This is a genomic window from Zoogloea sp. (assembly GCF_044344315.1).
Classification (GTDB): domain Bacteria; phylum Pseudomonadota; class Gammaproteobacteria; order Burkholderiales; family Rhodocyclaceae; genus Zoogloea.
On the sequence record NZ_JBIJDC010000036.1, the window covers coordinates 1 to 19540 of the forward strand.

At 63.5% G+C, this 19540-nt stretch carries 18 protein-coding genes and 1 riboswitch; of the genes, 15 read left to right on the top strand and 3 right to left on the bottom strand.

Annotated features, from left to right (window positions below):
* The 3 genes from ACIQ09_RS09875 to ACIQ09_RS09885 form a co-directional block, all read left to right on the top strand.
* Positions 1 to 649 (top strand): nucleotide sugar dehydrogenase (locus ACIQ09_RS09875; RefSeq protein WP_398308696.1); only part of this gene is annotated, 649 nt, incomplete at its 5' end.
* Positions 637 to 1581, top strand: coding sequence for a transglycosylase SLT domain-containing protein (locus ACIQ09_RS09880; RefSeq protein ID WP_398308698.1), 945 nt, complete (start codon positions 637 to 639; stop codon positions 1579 to 1581). The genes ACIQ09_RS09875 and ACIQ09_RS09880, both read left to right, overlap by 13 nt.
* Positions 1578 to 2345: a S1C family serine protease gene (locus tag ACIQ09_RS09885; RefSeq protein ID WP_398308700.1), complete on the top strand. Its 768-nt coding sequence runs from the start codon at positions 1578 to 1580 to the stop codon at positions 2343 to 2345. Before ACIQ09_RS09880 ends, ACIQ09_RS09885 begins: the two co-directional genes overlap by 4 nt.
* A gap of 52 nt (positions 2346 to 2397) precedes the next feature.
* Here ACIQ09_RS09885 and gcvP read toward each other — a convergent pair whose 3' ends face one another.
* The 3 genes from gcvP to gcvT form a co-directional block, all read right to left on the bottom strand.
* Positions 2398 to 5289, bottom strand: a complete 2892-nt coding sequence (gcvP, locus tag ACIQ09_RS09890; protein ID WP_398308702.1) for an aminomethyl-transferring glycine dehydrogenase — start codon at positions 5287 to 5289, stop codon at positions 2398 to 2400.
* A gap of 78 nt (positions 5290 to 5367) precedes the next feature.
* Positions 5368 to 5745, bottom strand: coding sequence for a glycine cleavage system protein GcvH (gene gcvH / locus ACIQ09_RS09895; RefSeq protein WP_398308704.1), 378 nt, complete (start codon positions 5743 to 5745; stop codon positions 5368 to 5370).
* Between the two features lie 53 nt (positions 5746 to 5798).
* Positions 5799 to 6881, bottom strand: coding sequence for a glycine cleavage system aminomethyltransferase GcvT (gene gcvT / locus ACIQ09_RS09900; RefSeq protein WP_398308706.1), 1083 nt, complete (start codon positions 6879 to 6881; stop codon positions 5799 to 5801).
* Between the two features lie 186 nt (positions 6882 to 7067).
* Positions 7068 to 7161: riboswitch (glycine riboswitch) on the bottom strand.
* A 134-nt stretch (positions 7162 to 7295) separates the two neighbouring features.
* Between gcvT and ACIQ09_RS09905 the strand changes: the two genes are divergently transcribed.
* From ACIQ09_RS09905 to rbfA, 12 genes are all read left to right on the top strand, one after another.
* The gene (locus ACIQ09_RS09905; RefSeq protein WP_398308708.1) at positions 7296 to 8090 is read left to right on the top strand and encodes an alpha/beta fold hydrolase; all 795 of its coding nucleotides are present in this window, start codon (positions 7296 to 7298) and stop codon (positions 8088 to 8090) included.
* Entirely contained in the window at positions 8087 to 8926 is an 840-nt protein-coding gene (locus ACIQ09_RS09910) for a 3',5'-nucleoside bisphosphate phosphatase (protein WP_398308710.1), read from the top strand. Before ACIQ09_RS09905 ends, ACIQ09_RS09910 begins: the two co-directional genes overlap by 4 nt.
* 29 nt (positions 8927 to 8955) lie before the next feature.
* The gene (locus tag ACIQ09_RS09915) at positions 8956 to 9579 is read left to right on the top strand and encodes an L-threonylcarbamoyladenylate synthase (RefSeq protein WP_398308712.1); all 624 of its coding nucleotides are present in this window, start codon (positions 8956 to 8958) and stop codon (positions 9577 to 9579) included.
* Positions 9580 to 9646: 67 nt separating this feature from the next.
* Positions 9647 to 10306, top strand: coding sequence for a site-2 protease family protein (locus tag ACIQ09_RS09920; RefSeq protein WP_398308714.1), 660 nt, complete (start codon positions 9647 to 9649; stop codon positions 10304 to 10306).
* 6 nt (positions 10307 to 10312) lie between these two features.
* Positions 10313 to 11515 (top strand): tryptophan--tRNA ligase, encoded by a 1203-nt coding sequence (locus ACIQ09_RS09925; RefSeq protein WP_398308716.1) that lies wholly within the window; start codon positions 10313 to 10315, stop codon positions 11513 to 11515.
* A gap of 91 nt (positions 11516 to 11606) precedes the next feature.
* Positions 11607 to 12437, top strand: coding sequence for a segregation and condensation protein A (locus ACIQ09_RS09930; RefSeq protein WP_398308718.1), 831 nt, complete (start codon positions 11607 to 11609; stop codon positions 12435 to 12437).
* Positions 12418 to 12990, top strand: a complete 573-nt coding sequence (scpB, locus tag ACIQ09_RS09935; RefSeq protein ID WP_398308768.1) for an SMC-Scp complex subunit ScpB — start codon at positions 12418 to 12420, stop codon at positions 12988 to 12990. The genes ACIQ09_RS09930 and scpB overlap by 20 nt, the downstream gene beginning before the upstream one ends.
* Positions 12953 to 14119: a 23S rRNA pseudouridine(2605) synthase RluB gene (rluB, locus tag ACIQ09_RS09940; protein WP_398308719.1), complete on the top strand. Its 1167-nt coding sequence runs from the start codon at positions 12953 to 12955 to the stop codon at positions 14117 to 14119. Before scpB ends, rluB begins: the two co-directional genes overlap by 38 nt.
* Positions 14120 to 14271: 152 nt before the next feature.
* Positions 14272 to 14700, top strand: coding sequence for a ribosome maturation factor RimP (gene rimP / locus ACIQ09_RS09945; protein WP_398308721.1), 429 nt, complete (start codon positions 14272 to 14274; stop codon positions 14698 to 14700).
* A gap of 21 nt (positions 14701 to 14721) precedes the next feature.
* On the top strand, positions 14722 to 16194 hold the full coding sequence (gene nusA, locus ACIQ09_RS09950) for a transcription termination factor NusA (protein ID WP_398308723.1): 1473 nt from the start codon (positions 14722 to 14724) through the stop codon (positions 16192 to 16194).
* 17 nt (positions 16195 to 16211) lie between these two features.
* Positions 16212 to 19061, top strand: a complete 2850-nt coding sequence (gene infB / locus ACIQ09_RS09955) for a translation initiation factor IF-2 (RefSeq protein ID WP_398308725.1) — start codon at positions 16212 to 16214, stop codon at positions 19059 to 19061.
* Between the two features lie 3 nt (positions 19062 to 19064).
* Positions 19065 to 19499, top strand: coding sequence for a 30S ribosome-binding factor RbfA (gene rbfA / locus ACIQ09_RS09960; RefSeq protein ID WP_398308727.1), 435 nt, complete (start codon positions 19065 to 19067; stop codon positions 19497 to 19499).
* Positions 19500 to 19540: the final 41 nt, after the last annotated feature.

The following is a 19540-nucleotide window of genomic DNA, read 5'->3' on the forward strand; positions in this document are numbered from 1 at the left end:
CCTCAACATCGCCCTGATGAACGAGCTGTCGGTAATCTTCCACAAGATCGGCATCGACACCATCGAAGTCCTGAAGGCCGCCGGCACCAAGTGGAACTTCCTGCCCTTCCGTCCGGGCCTGGTGGGCGGTCACTGCATTGGCGTGGATCCCTACTATCTGACCCACAAGGCCGATATGCTGGGCTACCACCCGCAGGTCATCCTCGCCGGCCGTCGCATCAACGACAGCATGGGCAAGTACGTGGCCGAGCAGACCGTCAAGGAGATGATCAGTGCCGGGCACAACATCAAGGGCGCTAACGTCATCGTGCTGGGCCTGACCTTCAAGGAAAACTGCCCCGACCTGCGCAACAGCAAGGTCATCGACGTGATCCGTGAGCTGCAGAGCTTCGGCTGCAATGTGCTGGTGCATGATCCGGTGGCTGAGTCCGCCGAGGCTGAGCACGAGTATGGCGTGAGCCTGACGGCCTGGAACGATCTGCCCCGTGCATCCGCCATCGTGGCCGCCGTGGCTCACAAGGAGTATGCCGAACTGGGCGCGGCGCAACTGTGCGAGAAGCTGGTGCCCAACGGTGTGTTCACCGATGTGAAGAGCTTCTACGACCCGGCTACCCTTGAGGCGGCTGGCGCGAAAGTGTGGCGGCTTTGATCGCCAGACTCCGGGCTGTGCTGTCCTTGTCCGCCCGGAGGCTCGGTCCGGCCCTGCTGGCGGGGTTCGCCCTGACGGCCGGGCCAGCCAATGCTGTTGCTCCCGATACCGTTGTGGGCGATCTCCGTGGGCTCGTTGAACAGGCGCTCGCCTTCGAGCACGGGGAGGGCGTTCCGCGGGATACGGGGCGGGCGGCAGACCTGTATTGCGAGGCGGCCCGTGCCGGCAGTGCCGAGGCGATGTACAGCCTTGGCTGGATGTATGCCAACGGGCGTGGCGTCGATCGCGACGACGGGTATGCAGCGACGCTGTTCGAGATGGCCCTGACCAAGGGCCACGTCGGTGCCGAAAAGGCCCGCCGGCTGGTGGGTGAATATACTGGCGTGGTGCCAGACTGCCTGCTGCCCCGCGCGTCCGACCGGGGCTTTGCGGCGCGTGACAGCTGGGATACCCAGAAATATCTGGCTTCGCTGCCCGAGCAGAAGAAGAAAATGGTCGAGCTGATCACCACCCTGGCGCCGCGTTTCTCCATCGAGCCGCGGCTGGCCCTCGCCATCGCCACTACCGAGTCCAACTTTAATCCGAATGCCACCTCACCCAAGAACGCCATGGGTGTGATGCAGCTGATTCCCGAGACGGCGAGCCGCTTCAACGTCAAGGACAGCTATGACCCGGTGCAGAACATCAAGGGTGGCCTGGCTTACTTGCGTTGGTTGCTCGCCTATTACCAGGGCAATGTGGCCCTGGCGGTGGCGGGCTACAACGCCGGCGAGGGGGCTGTAGATCGCTACCGGGGCGTTCCGCCCTACAAGGAAACCCAGAACTACGTGCGGCGTATCCTGACCTTCTTCCAGCGTCACGAGCACCCATTCGATGCCCGCGTGGTAGGCGCATCGCCGGCCCTGCAGGCCCTCAAGGCGGCGGGGCAGTGAAGCTGGCCCTCACCCGTCGTCTTTTTCTGGGTGTGTGCCTCGCGCTGTTGGCGCCCGTTTCGGCCTTTGCCGATCTCCCGGACACCGTCGCTCAGGTTAAACCTTCCGTTGTCGCTGTGGGCACCTTCCTGCCTACCCGTAGCCCTCAGTTTCGCTTTCTGGGCACGGGCTTTGTCGTAGGTGACGGCAAGCAGGTGGCGACCAACGCCCATGTGATTGCCGCAGCCCCGGATAGCCGCGGTTCGGAAGAACGCCTGGTGATAGCGCAGTCGGGCTCAGGTCGGGTGAGCGTACGGCTGGTGGAGCGGGATGCGCGCGACCCGGATCACGATCTTGCGGTGCTGTGGATTGCCGGCCTGCCTATGCCACCCCTGCGGCTGGGGGATTCCGAAGCGGTGCGCGACGGACAGGATGTGGCGCTGACGGGCTTTCCCCTTGGTGCGAGCATGGGCATCGTTCCGGTTACCCACCGGGGCATCATTGCCGCCATCACGCCGGTTGGTCAGCCCTTGCCATCGGCCAGCCAGCTTGACCCCGGGGCGGTGCGGCGCTTATCCGTGGGGCGCTACCCGGTGTTTCAACTGGACATCGTGTCCTATCCGGGCAACAGCGGCAGCCCGCTTTATGACGTGAATAGTGGTGAAGTGCTGGGCATCCTCAACATGGTCTTCATCAAGGGGATGAAGGAAAACGCCATCTCCAGCCCTTCCGGCATTTCCTATGCCATCCCAGTCTCCCACCTGAAAGCACTGCTGGCTCGTTGACTGGCCGTTGCGGTCCTCCCTCGGGAGAGAAGCCGCAACGCCTGTCTGAATGTCAGCCCAGTTCGTCCATCGGTACGCAGGAGCAGAACAGGTTGCGGTCGCCGTAAACGTCGTCGATACGGTTCACGCTCGGCCAGAACTTGTTGTCGCCTACCCATGCCAGGGGGAAGACGGCTTCCTGGCGGGAGTAGGGACGGTCCCAGTCGCCGAGGAAGTCGGCCTGGGTGTGAGGGGCGTTCTTGAGCGGGTTGTTGTCGGCGGGAATCCGGCCGTCCTCGATGGCACGGATCTCGTTGCGGATGCTTACCATGGCGGCAATGAAGCGGTCCAGCTCGCCCTTGTCTTCCGATTCGGTCGGTTCAACCATGATGGTCCCCGCCACAGGGAAGGACATGGTGGGGGCGTGGAAGCCGTAATCCATCAGCCGCTTGGCAATATCCACCTCGGAGATGCCGGTGGCTGCCTTGATGGGGCGAATGTCGAGGATGCACTCGTGGGCGACGCGACCCTGGCTGCCGGTGTAGAGCACCGGGTAGTGTTCCTTGAGCAGGCTGGCCACGTAGTTGGCATTGAGGATGGCAACTTCGGTGGCGCGTTTGAGGCCGCGGCCGCCCATCATGGTGATGTACATCCAGGAGATCGGCAGGATGCTGGCGGAGCCAAACTGGGCGGCGGAGACTGCGCCCTGGCCCGCGTTGGGGCGATCCTCGCTGCCGGTCGCGGCGACCACGTGATCGGCCATGAAGGGCGCCAGATGGGCCTTCAGACCGATCGGGCCCATGCCCGGGCCACCGCCGCCGTGGGGGATGCAGAAGGTCTTGTGCAGATTCATGTGGCTCACGTCGGCGCCGATGGTGGCGGGGGAGGTGAGACCGACCTGGGCATTCATGTTGGCCCCGTCCATGTACACCTGGCCGCCGTACTGGTGCACGGTGGCGCAGATCTCGCGGATGGCTTCTTCGAACACGCCGTGGGTGGACGGGTAGGTGATCATCAGCGCGGCGAGCTTGTCGGCGTGCTGTTCGGCCTTGGCCTTGAGGTCGTCCAGATCCACGTTGCCGTTGTCGTCGCAGTTCACCACCACCACGTCCATGCCGCACATCTGGGCAGTGGCCGGGTTGGTGCCGTGGGCTGACCTGGGGATCAGGCAGACGCTGCGATGACGATCTCCGCGGGAGGCGTGGTAGCGCTGGATGGCGACCAACCCGGCGTACTCGCCCTGGGCGCCGGAGTTGGGTTGCATGCAGATGGCGTCAAAGCCGGTGATCTCGCGGAGTTGGGCGGCAAGGCCTTCGATCATCTCCAGGTAGCCAGTGGTCTGGTCGGCCGGGGCGAAGGGGTGAATGTCGGCAAACTCGGGCCAGGTCACGGGGATCATCTCGCTGGTGGCGTTGAGCTTCATGGTGCATGAGCCCAGGGAGATCATGGAGTGGTCCAGCGCCAGATCGCGGTTCTGCAGGCGCTTGAGGTAGCGCAGCATCTCGTGTTCGGTGTGGTGGGTGTTGAACACCGGGTGCGACAGGATCGCGTCGTCACGCAGCAGGGCTTCCGGCAGGTTGCCGCCGCGGGCAGCAACGCTGGCGTCCAGCGCTGCGACATCCGCTTTTGCCCCAAAGACGGAGAGCAGGGCGGCGATGTCGGCGGCGGTGGTCTTCTCGTCGATGGAGATGCCGAGGCCCTTGCCATCCACGTGGCGCAGGTTGTAGCCGACGGCCTGGGCGGCGGCGTAGATGTCCGCCGTGCGCGCGCCGGTGCTGACCTGCAGGGTGTCGAAGAACACCTCGGACGCCATCTCGAAGCCGGCCTGCTTGAGCCCTTCGGCCAGGGTGGCGGCCAGGCGGTGGATGCGCGCGGCGATGGTGCGCAGGCCTTCCGGGCCGTGATACACGGCGTACATGCCGGCCATGTTGGCCAGCAGCACCTGGGAGGTACAGATGTTCGAGTTGGCCTTCTCGCGGCGGATGTGCTGCTCGCGGGTCTGCAGGCTCATGCGCAGGGCGGTCTTGCCGCGGGCGTCCTTCGACACGCCGATGATGCGGCCCGGCATGGAGCGCACATGGGCTTCGCGGGTGGCGAAGAAGGCGGCGTGGGGGCCGCCGAAGCCCAGCGGAACGCCGAAGCGCTGGGCCGAGCCCAGGGCGATGTCGGCACCCATGGCGCCCGGAGACTTGAGCAGGACCAGCGCCAGCAGGTCGGAAGCGACGGCCACCACCGCGCCCTTGGCCTTGAGGCCGCTGATGGCGTCGGAAATGTCGGCCACTTCGCCGCGTTCGTTGGGGTACTGGAGCAGGGCGCCGAAAACGTCATGATGGGCCGCTTCGGCGGCCGGGCCGACGATCAGCTCGAAGCCGAAGTAGCCGGCGCGGGTACGCACCACGTCGAGGGTCTGGGGAAAGACCCCTTCGTCCACGAAGAAACCCTGGCCCTTGACCTTGGAGATGCGCCTGGCCATGGCCATGGCCTCGGCCGCCGCGGTGGCTTCGTCGAGCAGGGAGGCATTGGCCAGTTCCAGCCCGGTCAGATCGATGACCATCTGCTGGAAGTTGAGCAGAGCCTCCAGGCGGCCCTGGGCGATCTCGGCCTGGTAGGGCGTGTAGGCGGTGTACCAGCCCGGGTTCTCCATCACGTTGCGCAGGATGACCTTGGGCGTGATGGTGTCGTAGTAGCCCATGCCGATGAGGGACTTCTTGAGCACGTTCTTGCCGGCGATGGTCTTGAGCCGGGCCAGGGCCACATGCTCGGCCATCGGCTCGCCCAAGGCCAGCGGGGCGGACAGGCGGATGCCGGCCGGTACCGTCTGCTGGATCAGCGTGTCCAGGGCGTCGACGCCAACGGCGGCGAGCATGCCGGGCAGTTCGTTGGAGCAGGGGCCGAGGTGGCGGCGAATGAAGTCATCGCCCTGTTCGAGCGTGGCGAGCGGGGCAGAGAGAAGGGTCTTCGACATGGGAGAACTCGGTTGGGTGACAGCGACAGCAGGGTGGGGCGCACCAGCCCGGCGCGCCCGCGGTCAGGCAATCAGCGTTCAGCCGATGGCGGCTTCGTAGCCGGCGGCGTCCAGCAGGCCGTCCACATCGGCCGCGTTGGCCGGTTTGATCTTGAATAGCCAGGCGGCGTAGGCGTCGGCATTGACGGACTCGGGGGCGTCGAGGGCGGCCTGGTTGGCTTCAAGGATTTCGCCGGCGACCGGGGCGTAGATGTCGGAGGCGGCCTTCACGGATTCGATCACGGCGATGGCTTCTTCCTTGGCCACGCTGCGACCGGCCTCCGGCAGCTCGAGGAAGACCACGTCGCCGAGGGCTTCCTGGGCGTGATCGGTGATGCCGATGGTGAGGGTGCCGTCAGCCTCGACGCGAACCCATTCGTGGGAGGCGGTGTAACGCAGGTCGGTGGGGGTGCTCATGTCGTGTCCTTGTTCAAGTCGGATGAAAGGGGGTGGATTGGATTTCTGACCAGTCAGACCAGAGCCTTGCCGTTGCGGACGAAGGGGGCCTTGACGACGCGGGCTTTCAGGCGCTTGCCGCGGATGTCCACTTCGACCGCATCGCCGGCCGCGACGCCGAGAGGCAGGCGGGCCAGGGCGATGGACTTCTCGAGGGTCGGCGAAAAGCTGCCGCTGCTCGTCTCGCCTTCGCCCTGGGCGGTGAATACCTTCTGGTGCGAGCGCAGGATGCCCTTGTCTTCCAGGATCAGGCCGAGGGCCTGTTGGCGTGCGCCGTTGGCGACGAGGGCAGCCTTACCGACAAAATCGCGGTTTTCGTCCTTGAAGTCCACCGTCCAGGCCAGCCCGGCATCGAGGGGGGAGACAGTTTCGTCCATGTCGTTACCGTAGAGGGCCATGCCGGCTTCCAGGCGCAGGGTGTCGCGGGCGCCGAGGCCACAGGGCTTGACGCCGGCAGCAGCCAGCGCGGCCCAGGTGCTGGCGGCCTTGCTCACCGGCAGGGTCAGCTCGAAGCCGTCTTCACCGGTGTAGCCGGTGCGGGCAATGAAGATGTCACCGAAGGTGGCGGCCTGGAAAACCTTGAGTGCGGTGGATGCGGCTTCGGCGCCGGGGATGGCGGCCCAGGTCTTGGCGCGGGCGTTGGGGCCCTGGACGGCGATCATGGCCAGATCACGGCGCACGCTGAGCGTGGCGGCCGCGCCGGTGGCGGCCAGGCGCTGCTGCATCCAGGCGACATCCTTGTCGGCGGTGCCGGCGTTGACGACGATGCGGTACGCGGTATCGGAGAGGAAATAGACGATCAGATCGTCGATCACGCCGCCCTGCTCATTGAGCATGCAGGCATAAAGGGCCTTGCCGGGTTCGACGAGCTTGGCCACATCGTTGGCGATCAGGCCGCGCAGGAAGGCCTTCGCGTCGGCGCCTTCCAGGTCCAGGGCCAGCATGTGGGAGACGTCGAACATGCCCGCGTCGCGGCGCACGGCGTGGTGCTCCTCGATCTGGGAGCCGTAATTGACCGGCATGTCCCAGCCGGCGAAGTCGACCATGCGGGCGCCGGCAGCGACGTGGGTGGCGTGAAGGGGGGTCTGTTGGGTCATGGGGCTCTCCGGTGCAATCGTTACAGTGTAGAAAAGCAATGGGGCCGAGGCGACGTGAAAGTCGCTTCGGCCCCATCTGTCCTTTGTACCTGAGAGATTGCAGCGGTGCATGGACCGGCCTGCGTGCCCCTTCGGTGGATGCGGCCAACGCACGGTGGGCGGGCAGCATCGCTCTCCAGATTGTTGTTTCGTCGGCGGTCCTTTTGCCTGAGCGGTTCCGGGGGTTGCGCCTTCGGCGGCTCGCGGATGACCCACGCGAACTCTCTCCCACACGACGGCGCGCACCTTACCATCGCGGGCGGAGAGGGGCAAGCGTCTGATACACTTGGACGGATGACGCCGTCCCGAAGCCGTTTTCTGCCTGTCCGCGGTTTGCGCTATCACCTTCGTGAGTGGGGCGAACCCGGGGCGCCGATGATCTTCATGCTGCACGGCTGGATGGATGTGTCCGCGTCCTTCCAGTTTGTGGTGGATGCGCTGGATTCCGGCTGGCATGTGCTGGCGCCGGATTGGCGTGGATTTGGCCAGACCGAATGGCGTGGTGATGCTTACTGGTTTCCCGATTACCTGGGAGATCTGGATGCGATTCTGCATGCGTGTTCGCCGGAGGAGCCCGTGAATCTCGTCGGCCACAGTCTGGGTGGCAACGTGGCCTGTGTATACGCTGGTGTGCGTCCGGCGCGGGTCGCCCGTCTGGTGGCGCTGGATGCTTTCGGGCTGGCCGATACGGGGCCCGCGCAGTCGCCGGGACGTCTGGAGAAGTGGTTGAATGACCTGGCCTCGCCAGCAGTTTTTCGCGGCTATCCGGATCTACATGCGCTGGCCGCCCGACTGCAGGCGGACAATCCGCGTTTGTCTGCGGAGAGGGCTGCGTTCCTCGCGAAGCATCTTGGCGAGGACAATGGTGAAGGCGCCATCCGCATGGCCGGCGATCCGGCGCACAAGCGAATCAATCCGGTGCTTTACCGGCGTGCCGAAGCACTCGCCTGCTGGCGCAGGGTCAGTGCGCCAGCCCTGTGGATCGAGCCGGAGGCGCCGACCTTGCGGCACCGGTTGGGTGTGGACGACGAGGCGCACGCCGAGGCCCGGGCCGCGTTTCGGGATCTGCGCGAAGTCCGGGTGCCGGACAGTGGGCACAACCTGCATCATGATCAACCGGGCGAAGTGGCCCGGATCATTGAGACTTTCCTGCGGTCAAAGGAATCATGAATACCCTGAATGCCGATCTGCACTGTCATTCCACCGCCTCCGACGGAACGTTGCCGCCAGGAGAGGTGGTTCGTCGCGCCCATGCCAATGGGGTCGAGCTGCTTGCCCTGACCGATCATGATGAGCTCCTCGGCTTGCCCGAGGCCGCTGCACAGGCGCAGGCGCTGGGCTTGCGATTTGTGCCAGGGGTCGAGATTTCAGTGTCCTGGCTCGATCAGACCCTGCACATTGTCGGGCTGGGGATCGACCCGACCAATGAAGCGCTGATCGCCGGCCTGGCCCAGGTTCGCGGGGGGCGTGATGGACGTGCGGCACGAATTGGCGCTGAACTGGAGCGGATCGGGATCCGGGGGGCGCTCGAAGGCGCCCTGCGTTATGCCGGCAACCCGGCTCTGGTCAGTCGGGCCCATTTCGCTCGCTACCTGGTCGAAATTGGCATTTCGAAGAACGTCCATGACGTTTTTCTGCATTACCTGGCCCGGGGCAAACCCGGCTACGTCGAACATGTCTGGGCCACCCTGGAAGATGCGCTGTCATGGATCAAGGGGGCCGGCGGTCTGGCCGTGATTGCCCATCCCGGGCGTTACCGCCTCAGCCATGCTGAAATGGACATTCTCTTCGAGCGCTTCCGGGACCTGGGTGGTGATGCCATCGAGGTTTCCTGTGGTGCGCATGACGGCGGTCAGTTGCTGGCCTTCGCCCGACTGGCGCGCAAGTTCGGCCTCATGGCCTCGCGCGCTTCCGATTTTCACGGCCCGGAGGACAGTCCCATTGACCTGGGGCGCGCGCCACCGCTGCCTCCCGACCTCACGCCGGTGTGGACCCGCCTGGCGTGACGCCTTCCTTTTTTGCTTACTTTTGAACCATGGCCCAGTTTTTTTCGCTTCACCCGGAACAGCCCCAGGCGCGCCTGATCAAGCAGGCTGCGCAGATCATGCGTGATGGCGGCCTGGTGGCCTTCCCCACCGATTCGGCCTATGCCCTCGGCGGCCATACCGGCGACAACCCGCTACTGACCCGCATCCGCCGCATCCGTGATGTGGATGAGCGTCATCACTTCACCCTGTTGTGCCGGGATCTCTCCGAGATCGCGACCTTCGCCCGGGTCGACAACACCCAGTATCGGCTCCTCAAGGCCACTACGCCGGGGCCCTACACCTTCATCCTCGAAGGCACCAAAGAGCTGCCGCGGCGCCTGTTGCACCCCAAGCGCAAGACCATCGGCCTGCGCATCCCCGATCATCCTGTCGTGTCGGCCCTCCTCGCCGAGTTGGGTGAGCCCCTTCTGAGCTCGACCTTGCTGCTGCCGGGCGAGGAGTTTCCGCTGACGGACGCCGAGGAAATCCGCGACCGTCTTGAAAAGGAGGTGGATCTTGTGATCGAAGCCGGCCCCTGTCGGGGAGAGGCGACCACGGTGATCGATCTGACCAGCGGTTCCCCGGTGCTGGTGCGGGAAGGGCGGGGCAGTCTTGCGCCCTTTGGCCTGTAAGCGGCCTTTCGTCCGGGGCTTGAGGCGTCCAGTCTGCTAGAATCGCGCCCCTTCGGCGTCGTGATCCATGCAAGAACTCATATCCACCCTGACAATCTGGGCTTTGCCCGTGCTGTTCGCCATCACGCTTCATGAGGCGGCGCATGGCTATGCGGCGCGTCACTTCGGCGATTCCACGGCCGAGCGGGCAGGGCGCATCAGCCTCAATCCGCTGCGTCACATCGATCCGATGGGGACCGTCGTGGTACCGGCCCTGATCGTCGTGGCGAGCACGCTTGCGGGTGGCTCGCCGATGTTGTTCGGATGGGCCAAGCCGGTACCAGTCAATTTCGGGCGCTTGCGCCGGCCCAAGGCCGACATGCTGTGGGTTGCCGCTGCCGGGCCCTTCGCCAATCTGGTGATGGCGCTTGGCTGGGCCATGCTGTTCCGCTTCGCGATCATGTCGCCCGAGAACATCTACGCCCTGCCCATGGCCAAGATGGCGGATGCCGGGATGCAGATCAATGCGGTGCTGATGCTTCTCAACCTGCTGCCGCTGCCGCCCCTTGACGGTGGGCGGATTGCTGTCAGCCTGCTCCCGGCCGGGCCCGCCTACACGTTCTCCCGCCTCGAGCCCTACGGCTTTCCGATTCTGCTGGTCCTGCTGTTCACCGGTATCCTTGGCGACATTCTCGGGCCACTGGTGGCCATTTTCCGTTTTGCCCTTGCAACCGTTATTGGACTTTGATTATTCATGTTCGCTGAACGCGTCCTCTCCGGCATGCGCCCCACCGGGCGTCTCCACCTCGGCCACTATCACGGTGTACTGAAAAACTGGGTCAAGCTGCAGGCTGAGTATCCCTGCCTCTTCTTTGCCGCCGACTGGCATGCCCTGACGACCGATTACGATAACCCCCGGGGGATTGAGGCGAGCGTCTGGGAGATGATCGTTGACTGGCTGGCGGCAGGCGTCGATCCGTCCCAGGCGACCATCTTCATCCAGTCCCGCGTGCCCGAGCACGCCGAGCTGCACCTGCTCATGTCCATGATGACGCCGCAGGGCTGGCTGGAGCGGGTCCCGACCTACAAGGACCAGCAGGAAAAGCTGACCCACAAGGATCTGACCACCTACGGGTTTCTGGGCTACCCGCTGCTGATGAGTGCCGACATCCTGATCTACCGCGCCGACAAGGTGCCGGTGGGCGAGGATCAGCTGCCCCACGTGGAGTTCACTCGCGAACTGGCCCGTCGTTTCAACCACATGTACGGCCGCGAGCCCGGCTTCGAAGAGAAGGCCCGGGAGGCCATCAAGAAGCTCGGCTCCAAGCGCGCCAAGCTCTATGAGGAGTTCCGCACCCGCTTCCAGCAGAACGGCGACGAAGAAGGGCTGGCCCTCGGCAAGGCCCTGCTCGAAGAGGCCCAGAGCCTTTCCCTTGGCGACCGGGAACGCCTCTATGGCTACCTTGAGGGCAGCGGCAAGGTGATCCTCGTCGAGCCCGGCGCGCTGCTCACCGAGGCCTCGCGCATGCCCGGCCTTGACGGTCAGAAGATGTCCAAGTCTTACGGCAACACGATCTTCCTGCGTGAGGAGGCAGAGTCCCTGACCAAGAAGATCCGCACCATGCAGACCGATCCTGCCCGAGTGAGGCGCACCGATGCGGGTGATCCGGAGAAGTGCCCGGTGTGGCAGTTCCATGTCATCTATTCGGATGACAGCACGCGGCAGTGGGTCACCCAGGGCTGCAAGAGCGCTGGCATCGGCTGCATCGAATGCAAGCAGCCGGTCATTGATGCCGTGCTCAAAGAGCAGGACAGCATGCGTGAGCGGGCTCAGCCCTACCTCGACGACCCCTCCCTGGTGCGCAGTATCGTTGCCGATGGCTGTGACCGCGCCCGCAAGCTGGCCCAGGAGACCATGCGCGAGGTGCGTGACGCCATGGGGCTGAGCTACAGCTGATGACAGGCGGGGAGGTGTTCCGTGGATTTTTGCCTTGGAAGCATGCTCCTCGCGTGTTAGCCTGCGCTGAACAAACAGGGCGGTGGGCGTGTTGACTGCCGACCTGGATCTGGCCCCCCCGGCCGATCCGCTGGATGCCATCATTGGTCGAATGTATGGTCAGCCGATCTTCGATCTGCCCAAGGATCTGTACATTCCGCCCGATGCGCTGGAGGTCATTCTCGACGCTTTCGAGGGCCCGCTCGACCTGCTGCTGTACCTGATACGCAAGGCCAACATCAACGTCCTCGACATTCCGATGGTGCCGTTGACGGCCCAGTATCTGGAATACGTGGAGGCCATGCGCAAGCACAATCTTGAGCTGGCGGCAGACTATCTGCTGATGGCTGCGACTTTGCTGGAGATCAAGTCGCGCCTGCTGCTGCCGCGACCGCCCCGGGCAGAGGAAGACGAAGAACTTGACCCGCGGGCAGAGCTGGTTCGTCGCCTGCTTGAGTATGAGCAGGTCAAGCTGGCGTCGATGCGCCTGGATGCCTTACCCCGTGTGGAACGGGATTTTGAATGGGTTGGGGTTTTCGTCGCCGAGAAGGTGGTGGAGCGCCTCCCAGAGGTAAGCCTGCATGATCTGCAGCTGGCCTGGTTGAAGATTGCCCGTCAGGCGCGCCTGAAGCGGCATCACACGATTCAGCGCGAAGAAATGTCCGTGCGCGAGCACATGACCCTGATCCTCAGGCGCCTTCGTGACGACAGCTTCGTGGTGTTCGAGTCGCTCTTCGACCCCAAGCTCGGTGTGGCCAGCCTGGTAGTGAGTTTTCTTGCGACCCTCGAGCTGGTCAAGGAAAGGCTGGTTGTGGTGACCCAGAATGAGGCCTTTGCGCCGATCTATGTGAAGCGTGCTGACAGTGCAACCGGAGACGCCTGAAGAATTCAAGCGGGTGCTGGAAACAGCCCTGCTGGCTGCGGCCTCGCCGGTTCCGGTGAGTGATCTGCGCCGCCTGTTCGAGGAGGATCCCGGTGGCGATCTGGTGCGGCGCCTACTGGACGAACTGGCCGAGGACTGGCAGGGGCGCGGTGTCGAACTGGTGCAGACGGCAGGCGGCTGGCGCTTTCAGACCCGGCTGGCGTATCAGGTGTATCTGGACAGACTCAAGCAGGAGCGGCCGCCCAGGTATTCCCGGGCTGTTCTCGAAACCCTGGCGATCATTGCCTATCGCCAGCCGGTGACGCGGGGCGATATAGAAGACATTCGTGGGGTGGTCGTCTCCAGCAATGTATTGAAGACCCTCGAATCGAGGGGGTGGGTGGACGTGGTGGGTCACCGGGATACGCCCGGTCGGCCGGGTTTGTATGCCACGACCCGAAAATTCCTGGAGGACCTCGGCCTGCGCAGTCTGACCGAGTTGCCTCCGCTGACTGAAATCGAAAGGATCATGGATCTTGTCGACCTCCCAAAAACCGAAGAACCGGCCGTTTAAGGCCAAATCCGCCCGGCCCGGACAGGAGTCCGGCCGTCAGGCTCCCCCGTCTGACCAGGGTGGGCGCCGCGGGCGTGGCCGCCCTGACGCTGAGGGTGGTGGTCGTGGTGGCCGCCCGCCCCGTGGCGACGATGAGGGCCGGCAACCCAAGAGCAACGCCTCGGCAATCGGACTCAGTGATCTCGGTGGCGGTGGGCGGGGTAACTGGCGTGCCAAGCGTCAGCCGGCATCTGTCGGCGGTGGGACAAGTCCCTATCCGCTTGCCAGCAGTGAACTCCTTCCTGCGGTCGAGGGTGAGCGTCGTCGCAAGCCGGAGGATTCTACTTATACCGAACCTCAGCGCCTGCACAAAGTGCTGGCAGCAGCAGGTATCGGCTCCCGTCGCGAAATCGAGGAATGGATCGTGGCGGGCCGGATTTCGGTCAATGGCGAGCCTGCTGATGTAGGCCAGAAAGTCGGCCCGGGTGATCGGGTGCGGATCAATGGCAAGCTGATGCCGATCCGATTTGCGCCGCGGATTCCCCGCGTGGTGCTGTATCACAAGCCGGAAGGGGAGATCGTGTCCAGGGATGACCCGGAGGGGCGGCCCACGGTCTTCGATCGCCTGCCCAATCTTCGCAAGGGGCGCTGGATCGCCGTTGGCCGGCTGGACTTCAACACCTCTGGTCTTCTGTTGTTCGTCAATGACGGCGATCTTGCCAACAAGCTGATGCACCCGCGCTACGAACTGGATCGCGAGTACGCGGTGCGGATCCTTGGTGAGCTCGACGATGCCCAGAAGAATGCGCTGTTGCAGGGCATTGAACTGGAGGATGGTCAGGCCAAGTTCAACACCTTGCTGGATGGCGGTGGAGAAGGGGCCAATCACTGGTATCGGGTAACGCTTTCGGAGGGCCGCAACCGGGAAGTGCGCCGGATGTTCGAAGCGCTAGGGCTGACGGTCAGTCGTCTGATGCGGGTTCGCTATGGGCCGATTGCGCTGCCTTCACGCCTCAAGCGTGGCATGTGGGAAGACATGGCGGTTGAACAGGTATGCGCGCTGGCCGGGATTCCCAAGCCCGATGTGGCGGGTGGAAAGCCCAAGCGGCCGGCGCCTCAGCCCCGTCGCACACAGCCTCATCCGCGCTGATGTTGGGTCAAAATTGCGCCCGCTTCGGCGGGCTGCTATAATCAGCGTGTTTTATCGGTTCGAAAGAGCCGATCGGTCCGAAAAGGGCCGACATCCGGTCGAATTTAAACAGGGATGGGCGTTTCGCCCATTTTTCATTTGTGGGCCAGGAAATGGAGTTGCACAAACTGATCGAGCAGACCGCGGAAGGTCTCGGTTACGAACTCGTTGATTTCGAAACCTCGCCCCGTGGCAGGCTGATGCGAATCTTCATCGATTCGCCGAATGGTATTACGGTTGATGATTGTGCCACGGTGAGCAATCAGCTGGTGCGGGTATTCGAGGTCGAGAATGTCGATTACGACCGCCTCGAGGTGTCCTCTCCCGGGCTTGATCGGGCACTCAAGAAGCCCGCTGATTTTGAGCGCTTTGCCGGCCAGGACGTGCAGGTCCGTCTCTCCATGCCGGTCGCCAATCAGCGCAGTTTTAACGGGGTGCTGCAAGGTCTCAAGGACGGCGTGGTGACCCTGGAGACGGAAAAGGGATCGATGGAGATCCCGTTTGAAGATATCGAGAAGGCCCGCCTGGTTCCCAGGTTTTAAGGGATTTGGAGGTTTGCAGGTATGAGCCGCGAAATTTTACTGTTGGTCGATGCGCTTGCCCGCGAGAAAAATGTTTCCAAGGAAATCGTTTTCTCCGCGCTGGAGTCCGCGCTCGCCCAGGCGACGAAGAAGCGTATCAACGACGAAGCCGATGTACGTGTCTCCATTGATAGGGAGACCGGTGACTACGAGTCCTTCCGGCGTTGGCAAGTGCTGCCTGATCCGGATGTCGAGAATGATGAAGCCCAGATGGGCCTGATCGACGCGCGTGAAGAGTATCCCGACATCCAGGTTGGCGACTACGTGGAAGAAGGGCTTGAGCCCATCGACTTCGGTCGCATCGGTGCACAGGCGGCCAAGCAGGTGATCCTGCAGAAGGTGCGTGACGCCGAGCGCGAGCAGATCCTCAATGACTTCCTGGAACGCAAGGAATACATCATCTCCGGCAGCATCAAGCGCATGGAGCGGGGCAATGCGATCATCGAGGTGGGGCGCCTGGAGGCTGTGCTGCCGCGCGACCAGATGATTCCGAAGGAAAATCTGCGTGTTGGTGATCGCGTCAAGGCCTATCTGCTGCGCATCGATCGCGGGGCCCGTGGTCCGCAATTGATCCTGTCGCGCACTGCGCCAGAGTTCGTGATGCGCCTGTTCGAGCTGGAAGTGCCTGAGATTGATGATGGCCTGCTCGAGATAAAGGCCTGTGCCCGGGATCCTGGACTGCGTGCCAAGATCGGCGTCAAGTCCAATGATCCGCGCATCGATCCGATCGGCACCTGTGTCGGTTTGCGTGGTTCCCGGGTCACCGCGGTCCGTAACGAAATCGGTGGCGAGAACATCGACATCGTGTTGTGGTCGCCCGAACCGGCCCAGTTCGTCATCGGTGCCCTGCAGCCGGCGGAAGTCTCTTCCATCGTCGTCGATGAAGAGGCTCACGCAATGGATGTGGTGGTCGACGAGAACAACCTGGCCATCGCCATCGGCCGGAACGGTCAGAATGTGAAGCTCGCTTCCGAACTGACTGGCTGGAGCATCAATCTGATGACCGAAGCGGAGTCGGAACGCAAGTCCGAAGCCGAACACAGCACGGTCCGTCAGTTGTTCATCGCCAAGCTGGACGTGGACGAGGAAGTGGCAGACATCCTGATCGACGAGGGCTTCTCGTCCCTCGAGGAGATTGCTTACGTGCCGCTGGCCGAAATGCTGGAAATTGAATCCTTCGACGAAGAAACGGTGAACGAGCTGCGCAACCGCGCCCGCAACGTGCTCCTCACTGAAGCCATCGTGACTGAAGAACAGCTGGAAACCGTTGCCGAGGACATGCTCGGCCTGGAAGGCATGGACAAGCCCCTCGCGGCGAAGCTGGCCCAGGGCGGCGTTCATACCCGCGACGAACTGGCTGATCTGGCAGTAGATGAGTTGATGGAAATGTCGGGGCTGGACGAAGAGCGGGCCAAGAATCTGATTACCAAGGCGCGCGCGCACTGGTTCGAGTAATACCCCGGAGGGTCAAGATGGGACAGACAACCGTTACACAATTTGCCGGCGAACTCAAAATGCCGGCCTCCGTGTTGCTCGAGCAGTTGCAAAAGGCTGGCGTTGACAAGGCACGGGAAACCGATCTGCTCTCCGAGCAGGACAAGACACGTTTGCTGGACTTTCTCCGTCGCGCCCATGGCGACACGGCAGCAAAATCCAAGATCACGCTGACGCGCAAGCAGACCAGCGAGATTAAGGCAACGGATTCCACCGGGCGCGCCCGGACGGTGCAGGTGGAAGTGCGCAAGAAGCGCGTATTCGTCAAGCGCGACGAGGCCCTGGTGCCCGAGTCGGCAGCCCTTGCTGCATCTGCCACGGATGAAGAAGCTGTGTCGGTTGGCTCGTCTGCCGATGTCGAGCCTCTGGTTGAGGTCGCTGATGTCGAGACTGCCCCGATTGTCGAGGCCGTCGTCGAGGCGGCGCCGGAGCCTGAGCCGGTTCCGGAGCCCGTTGTTGAAGTTGTGCCCGAGCCGGAGCCTGAGCCGGTTCCCGAGCCTGTGGCTGAGGTGGTGCCTGAGCCGGAACCCGAGCCTGTGCCGGTGGCTGCACCCGTAGAGGCTGCGGCACCCAAAACTGAGGCGCCCAAAACTGAGGCACGTCCGGCGACGCCGGTTCGTCGCGTTGTCGCGGGTTCGATCCTTAGCGCAGAAGAAAAGGCAAGCCGCGAGCGCGAAGCGCAGCGCCATGCCGAACTCCAGGCGCGTCAGATTGCCGATCTGAAGGAAAAGCAGGAGCGCGAGGCGCGTGCCCGGGCCTCCATGCTGCAGCGTGCCGAAGATGAAAAGCAGCGTGTCGTTGCTGCCGAGAAGGCCAAGGCCGAGGGCGAGGCTGCACCCAAGACCGGCACGCTGCACAAGCCTGCCAAGACCGAGGACAAGGGCGCCCGCAAGGACGTCAAGAAGGTTGTCAGCAAGGAAGTGCCCGCGGATGCCAAGCGTCGCGGTGGCCTGAAGACCCGTGGGGATACCACGGGTGGCGCCGGCGGCTGGCGTGGTGGTGGTCGTGGCGGTGGCCGCAATGGTGGTCGTCATCAGGAGACAACTGCTTTCGTGGCACCGACCGAACCCATCGTCCGTGAAGTGCATGTCCCCGAAACCATTTCCGTTGCCGACCTGGCCCACAAGATGTCCGTCAAGGCCATCGAAGTGATCAAGGCGCTGATGAAGATGGGCTCCATGGTCACGATCAACCAGGTGCTGGACCAGGATACGGCGATGATTCTCGTCGAGGAAATGGGCCACAAGGCTGTCGCAGCCAAGCTGGATGATCCGGATGCCTTCCTTGAGGACAACGTCGAGCATAAGGATTACGCCCTGGAGCCGCGTGCTCCGGTGGTGACCGTGATGGGCCACGTGGACCACGGCAAGACCTCGCTGCTCGACTATATCCGCCGTGCCAAGGTGGCTGCTGGCGAAGCCGGTGGCATTACCCAGCACATCGGTGCCTACCACGTGGAAACTGACCGTGGCATGGTGACCTTCCTCGATACGCCGGGTCACGAGGCCTTTACGGCGATGCGTGCCCGTGGTGCCAAGGCGACCGACCTTGTGGTGCTGGTGGTGGCAGCCGATGACGGTGTGATGCCCCAGACCAAGGAAGCCATCCACCACGCCAAGGCGGCCGAAGTGCCCCTGATCGTGGCGGTGAACAAGATCGACAAGCCGGGTGCCAATCCCGAGCGTGTGCGTCAGGAGCTGATCGCCGAAGGCGTGGTTCCCGAGGCCTACGGTGGCGACACCATGTTCGTTGAGGTGTCCGCGAAGACCGGGGACGGTATCGACGATCTGCTTGAAGGCATCCTGTTGCAGGCCGAAGTGCTGGAACTCACTGCGCCGCGCGAAAGCATGGCCAAGGGTCTCATCATCGAAGCCCGCCTCGACAAGGGGCGTGGCCCGGTGGCAACCCTGCTGGTTCAGTCCGGCACCCTGCGGCGCGGTGACGTGTTGCTGGCCGGCGCGACTTTTGGCCGTGTTCGCGCCATGCTCGACGAGAACGGCAAGCCCATTGAAGAAGCGGGTCCGTCCATTCCCGTGGAAATTCTGGGTCTTTCCGAAGTTCCGGGCGCGGGTGACGAGGTCGTGGCTCTGGCTGATGAACGCAAGGCCCGTGAAATTGCCCTGTTCCGTCAAGGCAAGTTCCGTGATGTGAAGCTGGCCAAGCAGCAGGCTGCCAAGCTCGAGAGCATGTTCGAACAGATGGGCGAGGGCGAGGTGAAGACCCTGCCGCTGATCATCAAGGCCGACGTGCAGGGTTCCCAGGAAGCGCTGGCCCATTCGCTGGTCAAGCTGTCCAACGACGAGGTCCGGGTGCAGGTCATCCACGGCGGCGTCGGTGCCATCAGCGAGTCCGACGTGAACCTGGCCCAGGCCTCCGGTGCGGTCATCATCGGCTTCAACATTCGTGCCGATGCCAATGCCCGCAAGCTTGCCGAGAGCTTTGGCGTGGATCTGCGTTACTACAACATCATCTACGACGCCGTCGATGAGGTGAAGAGCGCGCTGTCCGGCATGCTGGCGCCCGAGAAGCGTGAGCAGATCCTGGGTCTGGTGGAAGTCCGTCAGGTCTTCACCATCTCCAAGGTCGGTACCATTGCGGGTTGCTACGTGCTTGAGGGTATCGTCAAGCGCAACGCCCAGGTGCGTGTGCTGCGCAATCATGTGGTCATCCATGGCGGCGAACTCGAATCGCTCAAGCGCTTCAAGGACGACGTCAAGGAAGTCAAGTTCGGCTACGAGTGCGGTCTGCAAGTGCGCAATTTCAACGATCTCCAGGAAGGCGACCAGCTCGAAGTGTTCGAAATCCAGGAAGTTGCCCGGACCCTGTAAGCCATGCCCAAGGAGTTTTCCCGTGGTCAGCGTGTGGCGGAGCAGATCCGCCGTGAGTTGGCCGAGCTGATTCGCCTCGAGTTGAAAGACCCCCGCGTCGGTTTCATTACCCTGACCGACGTGGAGATCACCCCCGACTACGCGCATGCGAAGGTGTATTTCACCTCCATGACCGGGCAGGAGGGGCTCGAGGAGATCCAGAAAGGGCTGCGCAGGGCCAGCAGTTTCCTGCGTCGCGAGCTGGGCCGCCGGATCCGCATCCATACGCTGCCCGAGCTGCACTTCCATTACGACCCCTCCGTGGAAACAGGGAACCGGATCTCTGCCTTGATCGACAAGGCCATAGAGGCGGATCGGCAGCTTGCTGACCCCGCCGGCGAAGGGGCTGATGATGACGGTGACGCTGCGTCGCCCGAGTCTGCCCCGACGACACCCTGATTCCCCTGGCGGTGCCTGTGCACCGTCTTTCCAGGAAGTTC

Coding starts and splice junctions, on each gene's coding strand:
- gcvP (WP_398308702.1), bottom strand. CDS start 5,289: ATGTCGAAGACCCTTCTCTCTGCCCCGCTCGCCACGCTCGAACAGGGC.
- gcvH (WP_398308704.1), bottom strand. CDS start 5,745: ATGAGCACCCCCACCGACCTGCGTTACACCGCCTCCCACGAATGGGTT.
- gcvT (WP_398308706.1), bottom strand. CDS start 6,881: ATGACCCAACAGACCCCCCTTCACGCCACCCACGTCGCTGCCGGCGCC.
- ACIQ09_RS09905 (WP_398308708.1), top strand. CDS start 7,296: ATGATCTTCATGCTGCACGGCTGGATGGATGTGTCCGCGTCCTTCCAG.
- ACIQ09_RS09910 (WP_398308710.1), top strand. CDS start 8,087: ATGAATACCCTGAATGCCGATCTGCACTGTCATTCCACCGCCTCCGAC.
- ACIQ09_RS09915 (WP_398308712.1), top strand. CDS start 8,956: ATGGCCCAGTTTTTTTCGCTTCACCCGGAACAGCCCCAGGCGCGCCTG.
- ACIQ09_RS09920 (WP_398308714.1), top strand. CDS start 9,647: ATGCAAGAACTCATATCCACCCTGACAATCTGGGCTTTGCCCGTGCTG.
- ACIQ09_RS09925 (WP_398308716.1), top strand. CDS start 10,313: ATGTTCGCTGAACGCGTCCTCTCCGGCATGCGCCCCACCGGGCGTCTC.
- rimP (WP_398308721.1), top strand. CDS start 14,272: ATGGAGTTGCACAAACTGATCGAGCAGACCGCGGAAGGTCTCGGTTAC.
- nusA (WP_398308723.1), top strand. CDS start 14,722: ATGAGCCGCGAAATTTTACTGTTGGTCGATGCGCTTGCCCGCGAGAAA.
- infB (WP_398308725.1), top strand. CDS start 16,212: ATGGGACAGACAACCGTTACACAATTTGCCGGCGAACTCAAAATGCCG.
- rbfA (WP_398308727.1), top strand. CDS start 19,065: ATGCCCAAGGAGTTTTCCCGTGGTCAGCGTGTGGCGGAGCAGATCCGC.